At 72.1% G+C, this 21,830-nt stretch carries 24 protein-coding genes and 2 pseudogenes; 14 read left to right on the top strand and 12 right to left on the bottom strand.

Going from position 1 to position 21,830, the window contains the following annotated elements; all coding sequences use genetic code 11:
* Nucleotides 1-31: 31 nt before the first annotated feature.
* On the top strand, nt 32-877 hold the full coding sequence (locus ABZ923_RS19555) for an SGNH/GDSL hydrolase family protein (RefSeq protein ID WP_361473080.1): 846 nt from the start codon (nt 32-34) through the stop codon (nt 875-877).
* A 108-nt stretch (nt 878-985) separates the two neighbouring features.
* Here ABZ923_RS19555 and ABZ923_RS19550 read toward each other — a convergent pair whose 3' ends face one another.
* The 4 genes and pseudogenes from ABZ923_RS19550 to ABZ923_RS19535 form a co-directional block, all read right to left on the bottom strand.
* Nucleotides 986-1,234, bottom strand: a complete 249-nt coding sequence (locus tag ABZ923_RS19550) for a hypothetical protein (protein WP_361473077.1) — start codon at nt 1,232-1,234, stop codon at nt 986-988.
* Nucleotides 1,231-2,649: a S8 family serine peptidase gene (locus ABZ923_RS19545; protein ID WP_361473074.1), complete on the bottom strand. Its 1,419-nt coding sequence runs from the start codon at nt 2,647-2,649 to the stop codon at nt 1,231-1,233. Before ABZ923_RS19545 ends, ABZ923_RS19550 begins: the two co-directional genes overlap by 4 nt.
* Nucleotides 2,650-2,771: 122 nt before the next feature.
* Nucleotides 2,772-3,068 (bottom strand): annotated as a pseudogene (locus ABZ923_RS19540) (IS5/IS1182 family transposase); the annotation flags it as partial.
* A gap of 455 nt (nt 3,069-3,523) precedes the next feature.
* Nucleotides 3,524-3,685, bottom strand: coding sequence for a hypothetical protein (locus ABZ923_RS19535; protein WP_361473071.1), 162 nt, complete (start codon nt 3,683-3,685; stop codon nt 3,524-3,526).
* A gap of 478 nt (nt 3,686-4,163) precedes the next feature.
* Here ABZ923_RS19535 and ABZ923_RS19530 point away from each other — a divergent pair, with 478 nt between their 5' ends.
* Nucleotides 4,164-4,742 (top strand): hypothetical protein, encoded by a 579-nt coding sequence (locus tag ABZ923_RS19530; protein ID WP_361473069.1) that lies wholly within the window; start codon nt 4,164-4,166, stop codon nt 4,740-4,742.
* 38 nt (nt 4,743-4,780) lie between these two features.
* Entirely contained in the window at nt 4,781-5,005 is a 225-nt protein-coding gene (locus ABZ923_RS19525) for a hypothetical protein (protein ID WP_361473066.1), read from the top strand.
* A gap of 16 nt (nt 5,006-5,021) precedes the next feature.
* Here the strand turns inward: ABZ923_RS19525 and ABZ923_RS19520 are convergent, their stop codons facing one another.
* The gene (locus tag ABZ923_RS19520) at nt 5,022-5,366 is read right to left on the bottom strand and encodes a hypothetical protein (protein ID WP_361473063.1); all 345 of its coding nucleotides are present in this window, start codon (nt 5,364-5,366) and stop codon (nt 5,022-5,024) included.
* Between the two features lie 408 nt (nt 5,367-5,774).
* Here ABZ923_RS19520 and ABZ923_RS19515 point away from each other — a divergent pair, with 408 nt between their 5' ends.
* Entirely contained in the window at nt 5,775-6,314 is a 540-nt protein-coding gene (locus tag ABZ923_RS19515) for a hypothetical protein (RefSeq protein WP_361473060.1), read from the top strand.
* 263 nt (nt 6,315-6,577) lie between these two features.
* Here ABZ923_RS19515 and ABZ923_RS19510 read toward each other — a convergent pair whose 3' ends face one another.
* Nucleotides 6,578-6,868 carry a hypothetical protein gene (locus ABZ923_RS19510; RefSeq protein WP_361473057.1) on the bottom strand — a complete coding sequence of 97 codons (291 nt, stop codon included), beginning with the start codon at nt 6,866-6,868 and terminating at the stop codon, nt 6,578-6,580.
* Between the two features lie 115 nt (nt 6,869-6,983).
* On the opposite strand from ABZ923_RS19510, the gene ABZ923_RS19505 reads away from it, so the two are divergent.
* The 3 genes from ABZ923_RS19505 (at nt 6,984) to mug (ending at nt 9,412) form a co-directional block, all read left to right on the top strand.
* The gene (locus ABZ923_RS19505) at nt 6,984-7,250 is read left to right on the top strand and encodes a hypothetical protein (RefSeq protein ID WP_361473054.1); all 267 of its coding nucleotides are present in this window, start codon (nt 6,984-6,986) and stop codon (nt 7,248-7,250) included.
* A 141-nt stretch (nt 7,251-7,391) separates the two neighbouring features.
* On the top strand, nt 7,392-8,834 hold the full coding sequence (purB, locus tag ABZ923_RS19500) for an adenylosuccinate lyase (protein WP_361473051.1): 1,443 nt from the start codon (nt 7,392-7,394) through the stop codon (nt 8,832-8,834).
* Nucleotides 8,835-8,905: 71 nt separating this feature from the next.
* Complete coding sequence (mug, locus tag ABZ923_RS19495) at nt 8,906-9,412, top strand: G/U mismatch-specific DNA glycosylase (protein WP_361473048.1); 507 nt, start codon at nt 8,906-8,908, stop codon at nt 9,410-9,412.
* A 5-nt stretch (nt 9,413-9,417) separates the two neighbouring features.
* On the opposite strand, the gene ABZ923_RS19490 is transcribed toward mug, so the two are convergent.
* The 4 genes from ABZ923_RS19490 to ABZ923_RS19475 form a co-directional block, all read right to left on the bottom strand.
* Entirely contained in the window at nt 9,418-10,152 is a 735-nt protein-coding gene (locus ABZ923_RS19490) for a sulfite exporter TauE/SafE family protein (protein WP_361473045.1), read from the bottom strand.
* A gap of 89 nt (nt 10,153-10,241) precedes the next feature.
* Nucleotides 10,242-10,685, bottom strand: coding sequence for a hypothetical protein (locus ABZ923_RS19485; protein ID WP_361473042.1), 444 nt, complete (start codon nt 10,683-10,685; stop codon nt 10,242-10,244).
* A gap of 64 nt (nt 10,686-10,749) precedes the next feature.
* Entirely contained in the window at nt 10,750-11,460 is a 711-nt protein-coding gene (locus ABZ923_RS19480) for an ABC transporter permease (protein WP_361473039.1), read from the bottom strand.
* A 2-nt stretch (nt 11,461-11,462) separates the two neighbouring features.
* Entirely contained in the window at nt 11,463-12,383 is a 921-nt protein-coding gene (locus ABZ923_RS19475; protein ID WP_361473036.1) for an ATP-binding cassette domain-containing protein, read from the bottom strand.
* Nucleotides 12,384-12,490: 107 nt separating this feature from the next.
* On the opposite strand from ABZ923_RS19475, the gene ABZ923_RS19470 reads away from it, so the two are divergent.
* The 3 genes from ABZ923_RS19470 (at nt 12,491) to ABZ923_RS19460 (ending at nt 15,566) form a co-directional block, all read left to right on the top strand.
* Nucleotides 12,491-13,645, top strand: coding sequence for a histidine kinase (locus ABZ923_RS19470; protein ID WP_361473034.1), 1,155 nt, complete (start codon nt 12,491-12,493; stop codon nt 13,643-13,645).
* Nucleotides 13,646-13,659: 14 nt separating this feature from the next.
* Nucleotides 13,660-14,316, top strand: a complete 657-nt coding sequence (locus ABZ923_RS19465; protein WP_361473031.1) for a response regulator transcription factor — start codon at nt 13,660-13,662, stop codon at nt 14,314-14,316.
* Nucleotides 14,317-14,411: 95 nt separating this feature from the next.
* On the top strand, nt 14,412-15,566 hold the full coding sequence (locus ABZ923_RS19460; RefSeq protein ID WP_361473028.1) for an ROK family transcriptional regulator: 1,155 nt from the start codon (nt 14,412-14,414) through the stop codon (nt 15,564-15,566).
* 534 nt (nt 15,567-16,100) lie between these two features.
* Here ABZ923_RS19460 and ABZ923_RS19455 read toward each other — a convergent pair.
* Both ABZ923_RS19455 and ABZ923_RS19450 read right to left on the bottom strand, forming a co-directional pair.
* On the bottom strand, nt 16,101-16,862 hold the full coding sequence (locus ABZ923_RS19455; protein WP_361473026.1) for a GntR family transcriptional regulator: 762 nt from the start codon (nt 16,860-16,862) through the stop codon (nt 16,101-16,103).
* A gap of 243 nt (nt 16,863-17,105) precedes the next feature.
* Nucleotides 17,106-17,990, bottom strand: coding sequence for an RNA polymerase sigma-70 factor (locus tag ABZ923_RS19450; protein WP_361473023.1), 885 nt, complete (start codon nt 17,988-17,990; stop codon nt 17,106-17,108).
* Between the two features lie 121 nt (nt 17,991-18,111).
* On the opposite strand from ABZ923_RS19450, the gene ABZ923_RS19445 reads away from it, so the two are divergent.
* The 4 genes and pseudogenes from ABZ923_RS19445 to ABZ923_RS19430 all read left to right on the top strand — a co-directional run.
* Complete coding sequence (locus ABZ923_RS19445) at nt 18,112-18,765, top strand: NAD(P)-binding domain-containing protein (RefSeq protein ID WP_361473216.1); 654 nt, start codon at nt 18,112-18,114, stop codon at nt 18,763-18,765.
* A gap of 98 nt (nt 18,766-18,863) precedes the next feature.
* Nucleotides 18,864-19,694, top strand: a complete 831-nt coding sequence (locus ABZ923_RS19440; RefSeq protein WP_361473020.1) for an alpha/beta fold hydrolase — start codon at nt 18,864-18,866, stop codon at nt 19,692-19,694.
* Nucleotides 19,695-19,811: 117 nt separating this feature from the next.
* Entirely contained in the window at nt 19,812-21,398 is a 1,587-nt protein-coding gene (locus tag ABZ923_RS19435) for an alkaline phosphatase D family protein (protein ID WP_361473017.1), read from the top strand.
* A gap of 124 nt (nt 21,399-21,522) precedes the next feature.
* Nucleotides 21,523-21,830, top strand: a pseudogene (locus tag ABZ923_RS19430) (GNAT family N-acetyltransferase); the annotation flags it as partial.

Here is a 21,830-nt window from a genome sequence, read left to right as displayed (position 1 = left end):
GTATTGGCCTCGGGATACCATCTCTGTCGCCATGCAGACGAATCCCACATCTCCCGCCTACACCAGCCTGGTCGCGGTCGGCGACTCCTTCACCGAGGGCATGTCGGACCTGCTGCCCGACGGCTCCTACCGGGGCTGGGCCGATGTCCTCGCCGCGCGGATGGCCGCCCGCACACCCGGCTTCCGGTACGCCAACCTCGCCGTGCGCGGGAAGCTGATCGGGCAGATCGTCGACGAGCAGGTGCCCGTGGCCGCGGCCATGAACGCCGACGTCGTCACCCTGGTCGGCGGCCTCAACGACACCCTGCGCCCCAAGTGCGACATGGGCCGGGTCCGCGGGCTGCTCACCGAGGCCGTGGAACGGCTGGCACCGTCCTGCAAGCAGCTGGTGCTGATGCGCAGCCCCGGCCGGCAGGGCCCGGTGCTGGAGCGGTTCCGGCCGCGCATGGAGGAGCTGTTCGCCTGCGTGGACGAGCTGGCCGCGAAGCACGGTGCCGTCGTGGTCGACCTGTACCGGGCGCCCGCGCTGGCCGACCCGCGGCTGTGGGACGTGGACCGGCTGCACCTGACGGCGGAGGGGCACCGCCGGGTCGCCGAGGCGGTGTGGCAGACGCTCGGGTACGACCCGGAGGACACCGACTGGCACGTACCGATGCCGGCGACGCTCCCGCCGGGCTGGCTGGCGCGGCGGGTCGCCGACGCCCGGTTCGCCCGGCAGCACCTGCTGCCCTGGATAGGCCGCCGCCTGACCGGCCGCTCCTCGGGCGACGGCCGGGCAGGCGCGCATTTTAGCGCTGAGCTGGGTAAGGCCTTCTGGGTCACCCCTGCGGACCACACAGACCCCGGCCCTGTGACGGACTGGCGACGCACCGGTTGAGCAGCTCAACGTAGGGCAGAGCCGGGCAGGCCCCGGCTGTTTCGTCGGCCGTGACCGGGAGGACCCTGCGCCCTCCGTCAGCCAGCCGTTCGACGGCCGTCACTGAGCTCACTGGATCGGGGAGTCGGGCGGGGGGAGCTGGACAGCGCGTTCCCGATCGACGGATTCGACGCCGTCGACCATCTCCAGGGCCGGTATACGGTCCTCCGCGACGGTGCCGGAGAGCGTACCGAGGACCGGCTGCTCGCCGGTGACCGTGAGCCCGGCCCGCCGCAGGGCCTCTACCACCTCCGCGAACCGGTCGGGGTCGACCGCGAGGATGACCCCGACCAGCGGGGACTGGGTGGGCTCACTCACGGGGCCTGCAGCAGGCCCGCGCCGACGTCCCGGACGGGCTGTGCCAGTGGGAACGCGCCGGACTTCAGGCTCGCCACGAGATCGGCCGCGGAAGCGTTGGGGTTGGCCTCGGCGAGCAGGGCGAGGACACCCGCCACGTGCGGCGTGGCCATGCTCGTGCCGCTCATGGTCTGATACCCGCCGCCAGGAGCGGCCGAGTGCACGTCCCTGCCGGGCGCGGCAATGTTGATCTCACCGCCCTGGCCGTTGATTCCGCCGTTGGAGAAGAACGACGGCGTGATCGACTTGTCGAGCGCGGCCACCGCGAGGATGGAGGGACAGTTGGCGGGTCGGCTGACCGGCAGAATGCTCGGAGGCCGGTTGCTGTCGTTGCCCGCGGCGGCGACGATCACCGTCCCACGCTCGAGCGCGCGCTGGGCCAGAATCTCGTACGTCTGCGGAAACAGCTCACCCGGTCGGACCCGAGCGCCGAGCGACATGGAAATCACCCGGGCGCCCTGGGCGACGGCCCAGGCCATGCCCGCCAGGATCTGACCGTCGGTGCCGCTGCCCTGGTTGCTGAGGACCTTCCCGGCGAGGATCCGGGCATCGCAGGCCACGCCGTAGCGGGGTGCCTGCTGGGGGTTTTTCGGTCCGGCGACGGTGCCGATGCAGTGGGTGCCATGGCCATGACCGTCCTCGACCGCCTCGCCTATGACGAAGGACATCGTGGCCTCGACACACCGGACCAGGTCCGGGTGGGCGGTGTCCACGCCGGTGTCGAGGACGGCGACCTTCACACCGCGTCCGGTCAGGTGGGACAGGTTGGCCCGGATCGCCTGCAGGCCCCAGGTGAAGCTCTGCTCGTCCAAGGCCGGGCCCTGGGCAGCGGCGATTTCGGCCCTGGTGTGGCGGGCGACCACGTCCTCGTCGCTGCGGTAGGCCGGGAAGAACTCGGTCGGTGCCTGCTGCGGGGCGGTGATCGGCATGGCGTACACCATGCGCTCCGGCTCCGCCGCGATGATCGACGGCTCCGCCTCGGCCGTCGTCACCAGCGTGTGGCGCTGATCGGGCCGTACCTCGACGACGGCAGCTCCGAGTTCCTCGAGGTGCACCGAGACGTCAGGACGTTCCAGGAGTTCGGCGACGTTCGCGGCCTCGGTGCCCCGAACGCGTTCGACAGGCGCGATGTCGGCGGCGGAACTCAGGGCGTTCAGGCCGCTCTCCTGGTTGCTCTGGTCGAGCAGGACCACGTACCGACCGGTGTACTCCGTACCCTGGCCCCTGACGGGGCCATTGGGCCGATCGGGTTGCCCATTGAAGACACGCCTGTCCATCGGTCCGTTCACCATTGAATTTCCCGCTTTCTGTGTGCTTCCCGGTTTGCAGAGGCGCGACGATTCACGGATTGACAGGCGCCACGGGTGGGGAGCCACGGTTCATTCGTGTCTCGACGCCTAGTGCCGTGGCCTGCAGCGCTGTCCAATGCCAGGTCGTCGGCGTCCCCCTGTTTAGACCGTGACATCGGGCATGGAGGCCCGCAACTCAGCGTCGCCCCCTACGGCGGGAGGCGGCGCCCCGCGGTGCGGCTGTGTTCGAGCTGGAGCAGGACGAGGGCGGCGCGGGCGATGCGGGTGGTGGAGGCTGGGTCGAGGCTGACTCGGCGCAGGGCCTTGAAGGGGACCTTCAGCAGGGCATTGGCGCATTCGGCGACGGCGTGGACGTCCTGGATCACGGTGTTGAACGTCGCGTCACAGTCGACGAGTTCACCGCCCTGGGCCTCTTGACCGGGTGGCGGAGTCCGGGTCGCGATGACTTGCATGTTCCCTCCGTGGTGCTGGTGCTTGCCGGACCACCATGAGCCCGTGCCCTTGGGGCCGGCTGTTGAACGCTGAAGATGTGCGCCAAGGCGACGTACCGGTTGCTGGCGGAACAAGGTGAAAGGGTCTGTACGGCGGTCCCCGGTGTAACGGCCGAGGACCGCTTCCTGGCCTTCCAGGAAGAATGGGGTGCCGAATATCCGGCGATCGTGCGCCTGTGGGAAGTCGGCTTCATACTGCCCGTCCTGTCTCGTAGTTGGTAGTCGCTCGCCACTTGAGGTGGGAGGAGGTGAACACGCGCTGTTTCCGGTACGCCTCGATGTCGCTGTCCCAGGCGATGCACCAGCGGCGGTGGCGGGCCCGGCTGGCGACCGTCTCACCGCTGCGGATCCAGGGGTGGATTGCAGCTTCATGGACGCCGAGGATCCGGGCGGCCTCGAGCACGGTGATCCCCGGACCCGGTGAGGTCGTTGTTCACCGTGAAGGAACGTCAGTTCCCGATGATGAAGTCGAGGCTGTTGAGGTAGTCGGCTGTCTCGGCGTCGCTGCGGCTGTCCAGCAGGTCGCGCACGATGTCGACGGCCTGGGTGACGTTGCGGTAGGTGCGACGGTCGCAGGTGATCCCTTGGCGGTGGTCGTCGGCGATCGCCACAGAGCCGGCTCGGCTGCGGCCTGCGCCGAGTTCGTACCGTCCGCGTGGCTTGGTTGCCAGTGCGAGGTCATCACCGCGTAGGCGCGCTCCTGCTGCTCAACGATCTCCCGCTCGTGGCGGCGCAACGCCTTGTCGTTGTACTCGCAGCCCTAGCCCTTGGTGACCAGGTGCCAGCACAAGGTGGTCACCTTCCGGGCGGTGGCGACGATGGCGACCTGGATGCCGCACCGCGACTAGATGCACTGGTAGAATGCACACAAAGGCCCCAGATTACCCTTGTCCGCAGTGCTCATCGGCAGCAGCCGTATGAAGGCGAACGCACTCGACAGGGCCAGGTAGGGCAGTCGCAACAGTACGATCCACCCGAGAACGAGCGGGGTCGTACGGGTGGACCCTCAATCCCGCTTCAGCAGACTCATCTTGGCAGGGCACGCCATCACGCCACCGCGCATCCCCTGCCAGAGAGAGGAAGTCTGAGATGACAACGACGACCACCAACATCAAGCAGGCATTGCCTCCGCGCGTTGAGGCAACGATGGCGCTTGGAGACGACCACGCCATCCAGATCATCGAGTTCTCCGACGGCACGAAGGCGATCGTGGAGAGCGGTCGCGCGGTCGACCAGCTTCCCGCCACTCCGGTCGAGGTCGAGGGACCGCCCGACGCCGGTGAGCAGGCGAGTGGCGAACGGGCCGGCTACGACGAGCCGACGGTGCTCACCACGGACGAGCAGATCTGGTTCCGGGACACGTTCTGCAACGGCGCCCAGGCGTGTGTACAGGGTTGGGACTGGGCGACCTGCGGGACGAATCGCGCTGTGGGTTTCGGAACAGGGATCGCGATGGTGGGTCGCGAGGGGTCGCACAACGCCACCTTCTTCGTCGACATATGGCAGTGCAGCGGCCAGGAGTGTTTCTGGGTCCAGAACTGGCAGGGCGTGGTTGTTCCGGGACACTGGCTCTCCGTGAACACGAACGCGCCCGACCGCAAGTGGCTGCGGTGGCGGCTCGCAGGCGCCGGAGGCGACACTCAGGTCAGTCTGGCCGCCAAGTACTGACCGAACGGCCCGGCGACATGGGCGCCACGCTTCTGGACGTGCGACCACGGGGCCTCGTCCTGGTCGGCGACCGTCATGTACGCGGAGTGCGCAGGCGGGCCGTGCTGCTGATGGTGAGCATCGTCAAGGGCTGGCCGGTACTGCCGTTGGTGTTCGGCGCGGTGCTGATCGGCTTCATGGTGACCACGGCCGCGCGCCGGCAGCAGACCGAAGGGCGCACCGGGAAGGTGGGCGAGCGGCCCTGGAAGAACGGCGCCGAGTAGCCGACGAAGCGGGCTCTTACTCGGCCGGAGTGACTCCATTTACCGTCTGCCCAGGAAGGCGGGGCGGCAGCCTCTCCATGCCCGAAGGCTTGGCGGATGATGCGTTCCAGCCCGCTCGGAACATGTCGTCCCGCAACACCGCGACCTCATCGGCCAGCGCTTCCATCTCCTCAACGGTGACGGCAGAGGTGTGATAGCCCAGCATCTTGTGCACGATCGTGTTGCGGCGGTTCCGGAACTTCTCCGCGCGAGTGAGACAGGACTGGATGGCCTCGACGTCCTCGGCAGCGATGTGGCCCACGTTCAAGGCGAGCTTGCAGAACTCGATGAGCTGGCTGGTGTTGGCCGCGTTCGCGTGCATCAGCCACGGCAGCTGCAGTTCCGGTCATGGCTGGTCTTGGAGAGCGTGTCGGCGCTGGTGGCAGGCTTGCGCGACGGCTTGACGATGTCGGCGCCAGGCTGTCCAGCGCAGGACGTGTTCCGCTTTCCGGACGGGTGGTGTCAGGACGAAGGCCCGTAGGAGCCGGACGAGTTCAGGGCAGGTCAGCGGGACGAGGCGGGACGGTCCGGCAGGGATGGCGCTGGTCGTGGCGGCGATGGTGAGTACGAGGACGGCGCCGGCGATCAGGGAGAACAGCGACCAGCGCATCCAGGAGTTCCAGCAGGTCACCTGGCCTTCGTCGAGGCCGGTGAAGGTCTTGCCGAGCTGGACAGCGCAGACATCGGAGCTACGGTTCCGGTGTCAGAGACCGCCAGTACGGTCTACGGCATGAGTGATCACGAACAGACGCTGGTGGAGATCTCCCTGTCAGCGGCTGACGCACGCAATCGTGCTGCGGCGGTACGGGACTGGCTGCTGGCTACGGGCGTCATCGTTGCGAACCCCACCCCCGGCACGCTGGCAGACCCGAGCGAGTTTCTCGCCGGCCCGGAGGCCGAAGCCAGGGCAACCGATGACGACGTTGAGCGGGCCTTGATGAACTCGGGTGTGGACATAGTGACCAGACGGCAGGTATTCGACTCGGGCGAGAACCTCGAGCCACCAGCCTGTCGGCGCTGTGCAGCGCCACTCGCCCAGGACCAGTACGTAGACCTGCTTCTGCGTTGGCTGCACTCCGATGAACCGACTGTGTTCTGCTCCTCGTGCGAGCACTCAGAACCCCTGGGGGACTGGCCTGGAGAATGGGCTTGCCAAGTTGGTGAACTGGCTGTGTGCTTCAACAACTGGCCCCCGCTTCGGGAGGCGTTCGTATGCGAGCTCGGACAGCGTCTGGGGCCACGCTGGCGTGTGGTCTACGGACACCACTGAGACCTCATTGCCGAGCGATCCTCCGTAGCGGCTTCGGCCCGGGCCGAGTGGAGGGACGTCCGCGAGTGAGTCGGCGGACCATGATGCCGACCATGGCCCACCGACTCATGGCTTCGGCGTGGGCTGGGTGATGCTCGTAGTCCCAAGCCAAACGGTGATGCGCGGTGAACCACGCGGATGTCCGCTCAATCGCCCACCGCTTGGGCTGGACCCGCAAGCCATGCCGCCCCGGCTCCTTGCGCACACGATCTTCAACTCTCGGTTCAGGACCTGGCCTGCCCAGTCGACCAGGCGGCCGGCAAAGCCCTGGTCCGCCCAGACCTGGTCTGCTTGATGAACGCGGCGCGCACCGTGATGCCCTCGCGGCCGCGGGCGAGGATGCCGGTGCCCTGCTCGTCGATGCTGATGTCCGTGGCGCGCAGCCCGCGCTCGTAGGCGCTGGTGCCGAGAACGTTGTTGTTGGCGCGCCGGTCCATGACGGCCAGGCACAGGCGGGTGCCCACCGAAGAGGAGACGGACGTCGGCAGGGACGGGGCGTCGGGGTTCTGGCGCACCAGCGGGGGCCGTCTCGTTTCCGAGAGGCTTAACCTTGTATCTACACGGCATCCGGAACCTTGTAGATACACAAGACCCTCTGCGAGGATCTGTGCTTCTACGAGAGAGACAGCAGTGGCCGAGCAGTCAGCAGAGAAGAAGCGGCACACGACCCCACGGCCGATCCGCGTACCGGATCCCCTGTGGCAGGCCTACGGCCGCGTGTGCGAGCGGCTGGGCACTGATCGCACGGCTGACGTGCTGGACCACATGAAGGCGCGGATCCGGGAGCACGGCACCGACGAGGACCGGGCGGACCTTGAGAGGGCCGAGAGGGAGGTCGCCGAGCGCCGGGCCCGCAAGGGCGGCCGGCCGAAGACGGAGCCCGCGGCCGACAGCTGAGGGCCGGGCTGGCGGGCGTTGTCTCACACTCGTCTCACGAACCGACGCACGTGAACCCGTCCGACAGCCCGTTGACCTGTAGTTTCCTACGGCTCCTGGACGGTACGGACCCTGTATGGACGGACTGTAAACTCTGGACACGTGACTTCTGCGCCCGCCAAGCCCCGCATCCCGAACGTCCTCGCCGGACGCTACGCCTCCGCCGAGCTCGCCACGCTCTGGTCCCCCGAGCAGAAGGTGAAGCTGGAGCGGCAGCTCTGGCTCGCCGTGCTGCGGGCCCAGAAGGACCTCGGCATCGAGGTGCCGGACGAGGCGATCGCCGACTACGAGCGTGTCCTCGACACCGTCGACCTGGCCTCGATCGCCGAGCGCGAGAAGGTCACCCGGCACGACGTGAAGGCGCGGATCGAGGAGTTCAACGACCTCGCCGGGCACGAGCACGTGCACAAGGGCATGACCTCCCGCGACCTCACGGAGAACGTCGAGCAGCTGCAGATCCGGCTCTCGCTGGAGCTGATGCGCGACCGCGCGGTGGCGGTGCTGGCCCGGCTCGGCAAGCTCGCGGGCGAGTACGCCGAGCTGGTCATGGCCGGCCGGTCGCACAACGTGGCCGCCCAGGCCACCACCCTCGGCAAGCGTTTCGCGACCGCCGCCGACGAGCTGCTGGTGGCCCACGGCCGCGTCGAGGAGCTGCTCGGCCGCTACCCGCTGCGCGGCATCAAGGGCCCGGTCGGCACCGCGCAGGACATGCTCGACCTGCTGGGCGGGGACGCCGGCAAGCTCGCCGAGCTGGAGAACCGGATCGCGGGGCACCTCGGCTTCTCGCAGGCCTTCACCTCCGTCGGCCAGGTCTACCCGCGCTCGCTGGACTACGAGGTCGTCACCGCGCTGGTGCAGCTGGCCGCGGCGCCCTCCTCGCTGGCCAAGACGATCCGGCTGATGGCCGGGCACGAGCTGGTCACCGAGGGCTTCAAGCCGGGTCAGGTCGGTTCCTCGGCGATGCCGCACAAGATGAACACCCGCTCCTGCGAGCGCGTCAACGGCCTGATGGTCATCCTGCGCGGCTACGCCTCGATGACGGGCGAGCTGGCGGGCGACCAGTGGAACGAGGGCGACGTGTCGTGCTCGGTGGTGCGCCGGGTGGCCCTGCCGGACGCCTTCTTCGCGCTGGACGGCCTGCTGGAGACCTTCCTGACGGTCCTCGACGAGTTCGGTGCCTTCCCGGCCGTCGTCGCCCGCGAGCTGGACCGCTACCTCCCCTTCCTCGCCACCACCAAGGTGCTCATGGGCGCCGTGCGGGCCGGGGTCGGCCGCGAGGTCGCGCACGAGGCGATCAAGGAGAACGCCGTGGCGACCGCCCTCGCGATGCGGGAGCAGGGCGCCGAGCGCAACGACCTGCTCGACAAGCTCGCCGCCGACGAGCGGCTGCCGCTGGACCGTGACCGGCTGGGCGCGCTGATGGCCGACAAGCTGTCCTTCACGGGTGCCGCCGCCGCCCAGGTCGGCGTGGTCGTCGCCCGCATCGAGGAGATCGTCAAGCAGCACCCGGAGGCCGCCGGGTACACGCCCGGAGCGATCCTCTGACCCGCGCACCGCGCTCTGCCCGCTTCACCCGGGCGGAACTGGAGGCCGCCCGCGACCGGCTCGTCCCGGACGTGGTCGCGGACGGTCTCCACGTGCTGTTCTGCGGGATCAACCCGGGACTGATGACCGCCGCGACCGGTCACCACTTCGCCCGCCCCGGCAACCGGTTCTGGCCGGTGCTGCACCTGTCCGGCTTCACACCCCGGCTGCTGCGGCCGGCGGAGCAGCGGGAGCTGCTCTCCTACGGCCTCGGCATCACCAACGTGGTCGCCCGGCCGACCGCGCGGGCGGACGAACTGACCGCCGAGGAGTACGCCGAGGGCGGCCGGCTGCTGACCGCCAAGGTGACGCGTCTGAAGCCGAGGTGGCTGGCCGTGGTCGGCGTGACCGCCTACCGGGCCGCCTTCGCCGACCGCACCGCCCGGGTCGGCCCCCAGCAGCGCACGATCGGTGACACCCGCATCTGGGTCCTGCCCAACCCCAGTGGCCTGAACGCCCACTGGACCGCGACGACGATGGCGGAGGAGTACGCCCGGCTGCGGGAGGCCGCGGGGGTCGACGGTCAGCTGCCCGGATGACGCCGTCACGTCATCTCCAGCAGCCCCTTGACCAGTACGGAGCAGCCGCCGGCGAGGGCCAGGGCGAGGATGAGCCGACGCACCGCGCGCTCCCGGACCCTCGGGGCCAGCGCCCGGCCGACGAGGGCACCCGCCACCATGGCGGCCACGGACACCGTCCAGGCCGGCCCGCTCAGCCGTGGCACACCGTTGACGGCCACCGAGAAGACGTTCACCGCGATGCCGTAGAACTGCGCGTTCGGCACGAACTCGTGGACCGGCCAGCCCGCGTTCACGGCGTAGAGCGAGTACGGCGGCCCGCCGACCCCGGCGGCGGAGTTCATGAATCCGCCCACGGCACCCGCGGTCACCGCGCCCTTCGTCCCGGTCAGGGCCGGGATGCGCGCGCCCGCCATCACGAGGGCCACGGCGAACGTCACCAGGGTCCCGATGCCGGCCAGCAGGACCGGTTCGGAGAGCCGGGCGGCCGCCCATGAGCCCACGGGCACGGTGCACGCGGCGGCGATGACCAGGGGGACCATGGCGCCGATCCGCACGCGCCGCCAGCCCGCGGCGAGTCCGGCGATGCTGATGACTCCGGCCGCGCAGTTCGCGAGGACCACGCCCTGCGCCGGTCCGAGCGTCAGCACGAGCACGGGGACCGCGATGAGCGCGAAGCCCATGCCGGTGAGCCACTGCACCGAGGCGGCCACCACGACCGTGCCGCCCAGCAGCAGTTCGGCCGCTCCCGCACCTGCCACAGCCGACCCCCACCGTCACCCTGATGATCACGGCCATCCTCGGCGGAGGAGGCCACCGGACGCAATGGCCCGGCAGCAGGGAGCGGATGTCAGGGCGGGTCGGTCTCCGTGACGATGCCGAGCAGTTGGAACGGCAGCTCCTTGTCCCACTGGGAGACGCCGAGGGCGAGCCAGCGCTCCGTCCGCGGGAGGCGCCACAGGTGGACGTCGGGGACGTGGCCGCTCAGGCCGGCCCAGGGCTCGGGGACCTCCTCGCCCGCCAGGGTCCGGTCGAGGACGCTGTACAGGCTGACGTGGTGCGGCGGGCCCCAGCGCTCGCCGAGCCGCTCGACGAGGCCGTCCCGGTCGGCCTCGTACTGTGCCGCGGTCTCCTCCCGGGTGCTGCCGTCGCCGTCCCAGAAGTCCTCGCTCGTCTGTAAAGCGGCTATGTGGTAGCCGGGCCCGCTCTCGCCGTGCTCCGTCCTGCCGTGCGCGGCGGGGAACTCCCGGTCGCACAGCAGGTCGATGAGGGTCAGGCACTGCACGATGTCCATGCCGTCCAGTAAAGCGGGCACCACTGACAATTGGCGGCCTGTCAGGCGTCGCCCCCGTCCGGCGTCAGGCGTCCCTGCGCCGCAGGCTCCACGCGCCCGCCAGCAGGGCCGCCGCCGTCCACAGCGCGGTCACCGCGAGGCCGGTCCACGGGCCGAGGGTGCCGTCCCAGGTGCTGTGCAGCGCGACCTGGCCGGCCCGGTCGGGGAGGAAGTCGGCTGCCCCGCCCGACAGATCGCCGACGACGAAGGAGACGACGAGGAGGAACGGGATCAGCACGGAGAGGGTGGCCACGCCGCTGCGCAGGACCGTGGCGAGGCCCGCGGCGAACAGCGCCATGAGCGTCAGGTGCACACCGCACCCGACCGCGCCGCGCACCCCCTCGGCCCAGCCGGGCGCGGAGGCGCCGAGGGCCGCCCGGCCCGCCAGGAGCGTGACGAACCCCGTGAGCAGCCCGACGGACAGTACCGGCAGGGCGATCGCGGTCGCCTTCGCGGCGAACCAGCGCCCCCGGTCGGGCACCGCCGCCAGCGTGAGCCGCAGCGCGCCGCCCCGGAACTCCGACGAGACGGCCGTCGTACCGAAGGCGATCGCGGCCACCTGGCCGAGGCTGATGCCGAAGAACACCGAGAACAGCGGGTCGGAGTCGTCGGCGTCGGCCGCGGCGAGCGCCGAGAACGCGGCGGTGCAGACGAGGATCGCGGCGAGGGCACCCAGCAGGGAGCGCAGGGTACGGATCTTGATCCACTCGGCGTGGAGCACGGGGGCGAAGGGCATGGTCAGGCCTCCTGGCGTGGTGCGGTGAACTCGGCCTCGGCCGCGGTCAGATCGAGGTAGGCCTCCTCCAGGGTGGCCTCACGGGCGGCGAGTTCCAGGACGGGGACGCCCGCCTCGGACATCAGCCGGCCGAGGTCGTCCACGCGTGCGTGCCGTACGGTCCAGGTCCCGTCCTCGTCCCGGGAGGCGTCGTGACCGTGCCGGGCGAGGAGGTCGCCGAGGGCGACGGGATCGGTGGTGCGGATGCGGACGTGGGGCCGTACGCGCGCGTGGATGAAGTCCTGGACCGGTGTGTCGGCGAGCAGGCGGCCCCGGCCGAGGATCAGCAACCGGTCGGCGAAGGCGGCGGTCTCGCCCATCAGATGACTGGAGACCAGGACCGTGCGGCCCTCGGCGGCAAGCCGGCGCAGCAGGGTGCGGATCCACACGATGCCTTCGGGGTCGAGGCCGTTGGCGGGTTCGTCGAGCAGCACGACCTCGGGGTCGCCGAGCAGGGCGGCGGCGATGCCGAGCCGCTGGCGCATGCCGAGGGAGTACGTCCGTACCCGGCGCCGGGCCACGGGGGCGAGGCCGGTCTCCTCCAGGACGGTGTCGACGCGGCGGACCGGGATGCGGTTGCTCGCGGCGAGGGCGAGCAGGTGGTCGCGGGCGGTGCGGGAGCCGTGCGCGGCGCGGGCGTCGAGCAGGGCGCCCACCCGGCGCAGGGGGTCGCGGAGCCCGGCGTAGGCGTGGCCGCCGACGGTGGCGGTGCCGGCGGTGGCCCGGTCGAGGCCGAGGACGAGGCGGAAGGTGGTGGACTTGCCGGCGCCGTTGGGGCCGAGGAAGCCGGTGACCCGGCCGGGGTGCACGCGGAAGGTGAGCCGGTCCACGGCCCGCCGGCCGCCGTACTCCTTGGTGAGGTCTCGTACGTCGATGCTGGTCATGGCAACAGCCTGGCCGGGCGGCGGAGTCGGGTCCTCCCCCGCCGGTGGAGAGCGTCTCCCCCGTGCGGGGGAGGGCTGTTGTCGGTGCCGCCTGCGACGATGAGGCCATGGCCCGCTTCCTGCGCCTGCTGCTGAGCGGGACGACGTACACGCGCCTGCTGCATCTGTGGGTGCCGATGCTGGTGGTCAGCGTCTGGCTGTTCGTCGTCCCGTCGGCCCCGTGGGTGCCCGCGCTGCTGCTCGTTCCGCTCGGCCTGGTGCCCGCGGTGCGGCGGGGCGAGGGGGTGCAGGCGCGGCTGCTGCTCACGCCCGCCGAGCCGGACCCGGGCATATCCGAGGCGCCGGCGGCGACCTGGCGGGACCGGCTGCGTACGGTGCTGTGGCTGGAGTTGCGCATGCTGCTCGGCGGCGCGACCGTGTTCGCCTCGGTGTGGCTGCCCGTCAGCTGCTTCGAACTGGCCCGGTGCGCCTGGGGTGCGGCGCCCGCCGGGATACCGCTGCTGGACCGGCTGCCGCCGCACCCCGCCTGGGCGCTGCTGGCGCCGCTGCCGCTGCTTGCCCTGTACGGGGTGGTCGTCGGGCTCGGCGCGCTGCTCACCGCCGCCGCGCGCCGGCTCCTGGGGCCGTCGGCGGCCGAGCGGCTGGCCGCGCTGGAGGAGCGCACCGAGCAGCTGCTGGAACGCACCCGGATCGCGCGGGAGTTGCACGACTCGATCGGGCACGCCCTGACGGTGGCGGTGGTGCAGGCCGGTGCCGCGCGCGCGGCCGGTGATCCGGAGTTCACCGCCCGGGCGCTGGCCGCCGTCGAGGAGACCGGCCGGGCCGCGCTGGAGGACCTGGAGCGGGTGCTGGGCGTGCTGCGGGAGGCCGAGCGGCCGGTGAGCGCGCGGCCCACGCTGGCCGACGCCGGCCGGCTGCTGGAGTCGGCGCGGCTCTCCGGCGCCAAGGTCGACGCCGAGGTGACGGGCGCGGTCGAGGCTGTGCCGGGCCCGGTGTCCCGCGAGGGCTACCGGATCCTCCAGGAGGCGCTCACCAATGTGCTGCGGCACGCGGGGGCCGTCCCGGTCCGGGTCCGGGTCGCGGTCACCGGCGGGACCCTCACCCTGGAGGTGCGCAATCCGCTGCCGGGGGCGGTACCGGGCCCCGGGCGGGGCAGCGGCCTGCGCGGCATACGGGAGCGGGCCGCGCTGCTCGGCGGCACCGCGCGGACCGGCCCGGACGAGGGCGACTGGCAGGTGCGCGCGGAGCTGCCCGCCTGCTGATCTACGCTGGCCGGATGCCGGTCACCGTACTCCTCGTCGACGACGAACCCCTGGTCCGCGCGGGTCTGCGGGCCGTGCTGGCGGCGCAGCCCGACATCGAGGTGGTGGGCGAGGCGGCCGACGGCGCGGCGGTCGTCCCGCTGGTGCGGCAACTGCGGCCGGACGTGGTCGCGATGGACGTACGGATGCCGCTGATGGACGGGATCGAGGCCACGCGCGCGGTGCTGCGCACGGTGCCGGAGCCGCCGAAGATCCTGGTGGTGACCACCTTCGAGGACGACGAGTACGTGTACGAGGCGCTGCGCGCGGGCGCCGACGGGTTCCTGCTGAAGCGGGCCCGTCCGGCCGAGATCGTGCACGCGGTGCGGCTCGTCGCGGAGGGCGAGTCGCTGCTGTTCCCGGCGTCGGTACGGCGGCTCGCCGCCCGGTACGGCGACAGTGACCGGCCGGCGCGGGCCGTGCTGGAGCGGGCCCGGCTGACCGAGCGGGAGGCGGAGGTGCTGCGGCTCATGGCCCGGGGGCTGTCGAACGCCGAGATCGCCGGCCGGCTGGTGGTGGGCGCGGAGACGGTGAAGTCGCATGTGAGCGCCGTCCTGGCCAAGCTCGGCGCGCGGGACCGCACCCAGGCGGTGATCGCGGCCTACGAGTCCGGGTTCGTGGAACCCGGGTGACCCAGGCCCGGCCGTGGGCGGAACCCGGCACTCGCCGGGTAGCACCGGGCCGAGTACGATCCGGCCAACACGCCCGCGAGCTGGGAGGACGGACGGTGGGGCAGCTGACCGGCGGCGATCCCTCGCTGCTGCGAAGGATCAATTCCGCGGTGGTGCTGCATGCGCTGCGTGCCACGGACTGCGCGACACTCACCGAGATCACCCGCGTCACCGGACTGTCCCGGCCGACCGTCGAGGGCGTCGTGGAGGGGCTCATCGAGGGCGGGCTCGTGGTGGAGGCGGCGGCCGACGAGGGCGGCGCCCGCCGCCAGGGCCGGCCCGCCCGGCGGTTCCGGTTCCGGGCCGAGGCGGGGCATCTGCTGGGCCTGGAGGTCGGTCCGCACCGGGTCGCCGCGCTCCTGTCCGACCTGGACGGACGGGTGTTGGGCGCACAGGCCAAGGACGTCGACGCGACGGCCCCGGCGGACGAGCGGCTGGACCGGCTGCGCGGCGCGGTCGCCGAACTGCTGCGCCGGGCCGGGGTGGCGCGCAGCTCGCTGCGGGCGGTGGGCGTGGGCACGCCGGGCATCGTGGAGGCGGACGGCACGGTGCGGCTGAGCACCGCCCTGCCGCAGTGGACGGGGCTGCGGCTCGGGGAGCGGCTGAGCCGTTCCTTCCGCTGTCCGGTGCTGGTGGAGAACGACGCCAACGCGGCGGCCGTCGCCGAGCACTGGAAGGGCGCGGCGACCGACACGGACGACGTGGTCTTCGTCCTGGCCGGGCTGAGCCCCGGGGCCGGCTCACTGATCGGCGGACGGCTGCACCGGGGCTACGGCGGGGCGGCCGGGGAGATCGGCGCGCTGCACCTGCTGGGCCGGGAGGCGACGCCGGAGACGCTGCTGTCCACCACCGACGAACCGCTGCACCCGCTGGACGAGCAGGCGGTCGCCGAGGTGTTCGCGCTGGCCCGCAAGGGCGACCAGCGGGCCCGGGCGGCCGTGGAACGGTTCATCCAGCGGCTCGTGCACGATGTCGCCGCGCTGGTGCTGGCGCTCGATCCGGAGCTGGTCGTGATCGGGGGCTGGGCGGCGGGGTTGGACGGCGTCCTGGAGCCGCTGCGGCGGGAACTGGCCCGCTATTGCCTGCGGCCGCCTCGGGTGGCGTTGTCCTTACTGGGCGAGGCGGCCGTCGCCACGGGGGCGCTGCGCCTGGCTCTGGACCATGTGGAGGAGCAGCTGTTCGCCGTGGAGGGCACGGTGACGCGGCGCTGAGCCGTGCACCGAGGGGGCACGGGTCGTCGCGGAGCCGCTGCGGCGTGGTGGCCGGCCGCGCCGTTCCCCACGCCCCCAGAGGGGTCGGCCCCGCCCGGAGCCGTGGAAGAGCCGGTGTGCGGGCTGCCTCCCGGCTCACGAGGCCCGCTGCCGAGTCGTCGTGAAGCCCCTGCGGCGTGGTTGACCGGCCGCGCCGTTCCCCACGCCCCCAGGCGGGTCGGCCCCGCCCGAAGCCGTGGAAAAGCCCGGTGTGCGGGCTGCCTCCCGGCTCACGAGACCCGCTGCCGAGTCGTCGTGAAGCCGCTGCGGCGTGGTGGCCGGCCGTGTCCTTCCGCGCCCCCCAGGGGGTTGGGCCCGCCCGGAGCCGTGGAAAAGCCCGGTGTGCGGGCTGCCTCCCGGCTCACGAGGCCCGCTGCCGAGTCGTCGTGAAGCCCCTGCGGCGTGGTTGACCGGCCGCGCCGTTCCCCACGCCCCCAGGCGGGTCGGCCCCGCCCGGAGCCGTGGAAGAGCCCGGTGTGCGGGCTGCCTCCCGGCTCAGGAGGCCCGCTGCTCCGGGTCGTGGTGTATTTCCACGCCCGCCGATTCGCCGAAGGTCAGCCGGCAGGTGTCGGCGCGGTAGGTCGCCACCGACAGTGCGGCGGTGCGGCCCTGGACAAGGAAGCGGGTGGTGACGACGAGGACGGGTGAGCCGGGGAGGCGGTCGAGCTCCTTGGCGTCGTCCGCGCGTGCGGAGCCCAGCTCGACGGCGCGCTCCTCGCCCTCCAGCGGCAGGTGCTGCAGCTCGCGTAGCACCGCACGCGCGCGTGCCGCGCCGGACGGGGCGTCGATCGCGGTGAGGCCGGGCACCGAGGCCGCCGGGATGTAGAGCAGTTCGGTGGCGACCTGCTGGCCGTGGGACATGCGGGTGCGGCGGACGGTGTGGACGGTCTCGTCCGCGCCGGTCTCCAGGGCGGCGGCGACCGCGGCGGGCGGCGTCGCCAGGTCGCTGTCGACGGGCTGCCAGGCGTCTCCGGCGGCGCCGGGCCAGGCGTGCTGCTCGGTACCGACGGCCACGCCCACGCGCGGCGGCGCGACGGTCGTGCCGACGCCGCGGCGGCGCTGCAGCCGGCCTTCCAGCTCCAGCTGTTCGAGGGCCTGGCGGAGCGTGGCCCGGGCCACGCCGAAGCGGGCGGCGAGGTCACGTTCGTTCGGCAGGATCTCGCCGACCGAGAACTCGGAGTCGAGTGCCTCGGTGAGCACGGTCTTGAGATGCCAGTACTTCGGTTCCGGCACCGTTTCCAGCTGCGTGGTCCCCACCCTGTCCTCCGCAAGAGCCGTGGTCCGGCGGTTTTTAGCGCCCTTGTTTATTAAAGGTTGTTGCACTTCTCTGCGACGATAGGGCGGCCGTCACCCTTGGTCAAGACCAATCCTCGGTCCGGCGGCGAACGCGCGGCCGGGCTGCCGCGGAGCGTTCATGAGGCGTTCGTACGCGGCACGCCGTATGACATCGCGGCAAAGCCCCCGTCGCACGACGGGGGCTCTGCGGGTGGAGCGGTGGGTTCAGCGGTCGGCGAGGTGCCGGAGCTTGTCCGGGTTGCGGACGACGTAGACGGCGGTGATCCGGCCGTCGGCGATGTCCACCTGGAACAGGCTGTCGGGCTTGTCGCCGGACAGGATCAGCAGGGCGGGGCCGCCGTTGACCTCCACGGGGCGGAAGGACAGGTCCGCCGGGCCGGAGCGCGCGACGCCGACGAGGAAGCGGCCGACCTTGTCGGCGGTGTGCAGGACGCGCAGCGGCGCCTTGGCCTTGCCGCCGCTGTCACCGACCAGGCGGACGTCCGGCGCGAGCAGGGTCAGCAGGCCCTCCAGGTCGCCCCCGGCCGCGGCGGCGAGGAAGCGCTCGGTGAGATCGCGGCGCCGGGCGGGGTCGACCTCGTACCGGGGGCGTCCTTCGGCCACGTGCCGGCGGGCCCGGCCGGCGAGCTGCCGTACCGCGGGCTCGGCCCGGTCGAGCAGGGAGGCGATCTCGGCGAAGGGGTAGCCGAAGGCCTCGCGGAGCACGAACACCGCGCGCTCCAGCGGGGACAGCGACTCCAGGACGACCAGGACGGCCAGGGAGACCGTGTCGGCGAGCACGGCGCGGTCCGCGGTGTCCGGGGCGGTGTCGGCGAACTCGGTGAGGTACGGCTCCGGCAGCCACGGTCCGACGTACGCCTCGCCGCGGGACTGCACCTGGCGCAGCCGGTCGATGGCCAGCCGGGTGGTGATGCGCACCAGGTAGGCGCGCGGTTCGCGGACGTCGGTGCGGTCGGCCTGGTACCAGCGCAGCCAGGCCTCCTGCACCACGTCCTCGGCGTCGGCGACCCGGCCGAGCATGCGGTAGGCGACTCCCATGAGCAGCGGCCGGTGCTCTTCGAAGACGTCGGTGGCAAGGTCGGCGGTCACGGGTCCATCCCAGCCGACACGCCTGTCGGTGTCCAGCCGGAATGCCCGGCTCCGGGAGCGGTGCGGATCACAATGACGGCGGACCGCCGGCGGGCGGCGGCCGGTGACCGTGAGGTGGGCGATGCGGTACGCGGTGCTGGGCACGGGCGAGGTGGGCCGTACCCTGGCCGGCCGGCTGCTGGAGCTGGGCCATGAGGTGACCCTCGGTTCCCGCACCCGGGACAATCCGGTGGCGGTGGAGTGGGCGACGGCCGAGGCCGGCCGGGCCCACGCGGGGACGTTCGCGGACGCGGCGGCGGCGGGCGAGGTGATTGTCAACGCGGTGAGCGGCCGGGTGGCGCTGGACGCGCTGCGGGCCGCGGGTGCGGAACACCTGGACGGCAAGGTGCTGGTGGACGTCTCCAATCCGCTGGCGTTCGAGGACGGGCAGCCGCGGCTGGACCCGGTGGAGTCGGACAGCGTGGCCGAGCAGATCCAGCGGGCGTTCCCGCACACGCGCGTGGTGAAGACGCTGAACACCGTCAACTGCCAGGTGATGGTGGATCCGGGACGGGTGCCGGGCGAGCACCATGTGTTCGTGTGCGGGGCGGACGCCCGGGCCAAGGAGCGGGTGACGGGGCTGCTCGTGGAGTTCGGCTGGCCGGCCGGGCGGGTGCTGGACCTGGGCGGCATCGGGTCGGCGCGCGCGGTGGAGATGTATCTGCCGCTGTGGCTGGCCCTGTCCCGCGGCTTCGGGCACGCCGACTTCAACATCGAGGTGCGCCGGGCGCGTTGAGGGCCGTGCGGCGGACGGCATCCGGGGGCTACCGGCCGGTAGTAATTGCTGACAAGCTGTCTACGGCGTCCGTCAGCAGCCCAGACGAGGAGCACCCCATGTCCGCCACCGTCTCCTTCAAGGTCCCCGCCCCGCACGGCCCGGGCGATGTGACCGTGTCCTACGCGCGCGTGGGCCGCGGCGAACCGCTGGTCCTGCTGCACGGCATCGGGCACCACCGGCAGGCCTGGGACCCGGTCGTGGACATCCTGGCCACCGAGCGCGAGGTGATCGCCGTCGACCTGCCCGGCTTCGGCGCCTCCCCGGGACTGCCGGACGGCCTGGCCTACGACCTGCCCACCACGAACTCCGTGCTGGGCGCCCTGTTCGAGGCGCTGGAGCTGGACCGCCCGCACGTCGCGGGCAACTCGCTGGGCGGCCTGCTGGCGCTGGAGCTGGGCCGGGAGAAGCTCGTACGGTCCGTCACCGCCCTCTCCCCCGCCGGTTTCTGGACCGAGGCCGAGCGGCGGTACGCGTTCACGGTGCTGCTCGCGATGCGGGGCATCGCCCAGCGGCTGCCGCTGCCGCTGGTGGAGCGGCTGGCCCGCACCGCGGCCGGCCGTACCGCGCTGACCAGCACCATCTACGCCCGCCCCGGGCGCCGTTCGCCGGAGGCGGTGGTCGCCGAGACGCTCGCGCTCGTCGGGGCCACCGGCTTCGAGGCGACCCTGCGGGCGGGCTCCTCCGTCCGGTTCAACGACGAGCTGGCGGGCCTGCCGGTCACGGTGGCCTGGGGCAGCCGGGACCGGATCCTCGTGCGCCGCCAGGGCGTCCGCGCCAAGCAGCTCATACCGCACGCCCGGCTGGTGCGGCTGCCCGGCTGCGGCCACTGCCCGATGAACGACGACCCGGCGCTGGTCGCGCGGGTCATCCTGGACGGCAGCCGCTGAGCACCGCCGACCGCCTCCGGGCCGGCCGGAGTTCACCTCGGGTTCGCGTGCGCGCCGCGGCGCCCCCGTAAGTGTGGCTGTGCACACTGGCCGGATCCCGTCCCTGGAGGCGCAGCCATGTCCCACCGTCCGCTCCCCGGTCGCCGCAGTGTTCTGCGCGGCTCCCTCGCCGCGTCGGCGGCCCTGACCCCGCCCGTGGGCCTCGGCGCGGCCCCGGCGTTCGCCCGCTCCGGACGCCCCGCGGCGGGCTGGGGGGTGCAGACCGGTGACGTGACCGCCGACTCCGGCCTGGTGTGGGTCCGCGCGGACCGGCCGGCCCGGATGATCGTGGAGACCTCGGCCACCGAGTCGTTCCGCGACCCGCGCCGGTGGCACGGCCCGCTGCTGGGCGCCGGCACGGACTTCACCGGCACCACCCGGCTGCACGGCCTGCCCTCCGGCGAGCAGATCCACTACCGGGTGCTGCTCGCCGACCCGGACGACCCGCGCCGCACCGGCGAGCCCGTGACCGGCACCTTCCGTACCGTGTCCCGGCGCCGCCGGGACGGCGTGCGGTTCCTGTGGTCGGGCGACCTGGCCGGCCAGGGCTGGGGCATCAACCCGGACCGGGGCGGCTACCGCATCTTCGACGCGATGGCGAAGCTGGACCCGGACTTCTTCCTGTGCAGCGGCGACAACATCTACGCCGACGGGCCGATCGCCGCCACCCAGGCGCTGCCCGGCGGCGGCACCTGGCGGAACGTCACCACCGAGGAGAAGTCCAAGGTCGCCGAGACCCTCGCCGAGTACCGGGGCAACTTCCGCTACAACCTGCTCGACGCCAACCTGCGCCGGTTCAACGCCCAGGTGCCGTCGATCATCCAGTGGGACGACCACGAGGTGCGCAACAACTGGTACCCGGGCGAGGTGATCGCCGCCACCGACACCCGCTACACCGAGAAGAGCATCGACGTGCTCGCCGCGCGCGCCCGGCGGGCGTTCGGCGAGTACTTCCCCGTGTCCACGCTGCGGCCGGGCGCGCGGGAGGGCCGCGTCTACCGGGTGCTGCACCAGGGTCCGCTGCTGGACGTGTTCGTGCTGGACATGCGCACGTACCGCAACGCCAACTCGCCGGACGACCAGACCGTGGACCCGCAGGGCATCCTCGGCCGGGAGCAGCTGGAGTGGCTCAAGCGGGAGCTGGCCCGGTCGCGTGCGGTGTGGAAGGTGATCGCCGCGGACATGCCACTCGGTCTCGTCGTACCGGACCCGGTGGAGAACAGGCCGAACTTCGAGGCCGTGGCCCAGGGCGACCCGGGCGCCCCGCTCGGCCGTGAGCTGCAGATCGCCGAGCTACTGCGGTTCGTCAAGCACCGGCGGATCACCGGCACGCTGTGGCTGACGGCGGACGTGCACCACACCTCCGCACAGCACTACCACCCCTCCCGGGCCGCGTTCACCGACTTCGAGCCGTTCTGGGAGTTCGTCTCCGGCCCGCTGAACGCCGGTGCCTTCCCGGCCAGTGCGCTGGACGGCACCTTCGGACCGGAGCGGGTGTTCGTGAAGGCGCCGACCGCGTCGAACGTCTCGCCCGCGGGCGGCTACCAGTTCTTCGGCGAGGTCGACATCGACGGGGACGGCGGCGAGCTGACGGTACGGCTGCGGGAGCAGGACGGGACTGTACTGTTCACACAGACGCTGCAGCCGGGCCGGGTCGGTCAGTAGGGCCCCTGCCAGGAGAGAGCGGGCGGTCGGCCGTAGAAAATGCAACAAATGGGACGGAGCATGCTTTACCCATCGGTCACAATCAGTTCGTGATCACGCAACACCCCTGGTCCACAGTGGTTGCATGACTCCAGACATGCCTGATGTGACCCGGGCCAGGCACGGGCGGCCCGTGCACCACTGGCGGCGCGACGTCGTCGAGCTCGCCGCGCTGTTCACGGCCGTCGCCGTCGCGGACGCGGTGGCGAACCTGATCGGACACGGGCCCGACGGCCCGGCCCTGCTGGTGATCTCGGCGATCGTGCTGGCCGCGACGGCGGGGTTCCACGTGTGGTGGTGCTCCGCTCCTTCGACCCCGCCGTCGGCGACGACCTCGACGTACCGGACCCGTACTACGGGGGCCGGGACGGCTTCGAGGAGTGTCTTGAGATG

Origin of the sequence: Streptomyces sp. NPDC046881 (genome assembly GCF_040645015.1) — a bacterium.
Taxonomy (GTDB): domain Bacteria; phylum Actinomycetota; class Actinomycetes; order Streptomycetales; family Streptomycetaceae; genus Streptomyces.
The sequence above is the reverse complement of the archived record's forward strand: the minus strand, read 5'-3'. Positions and strand labels throughout refer to the sequence as shown.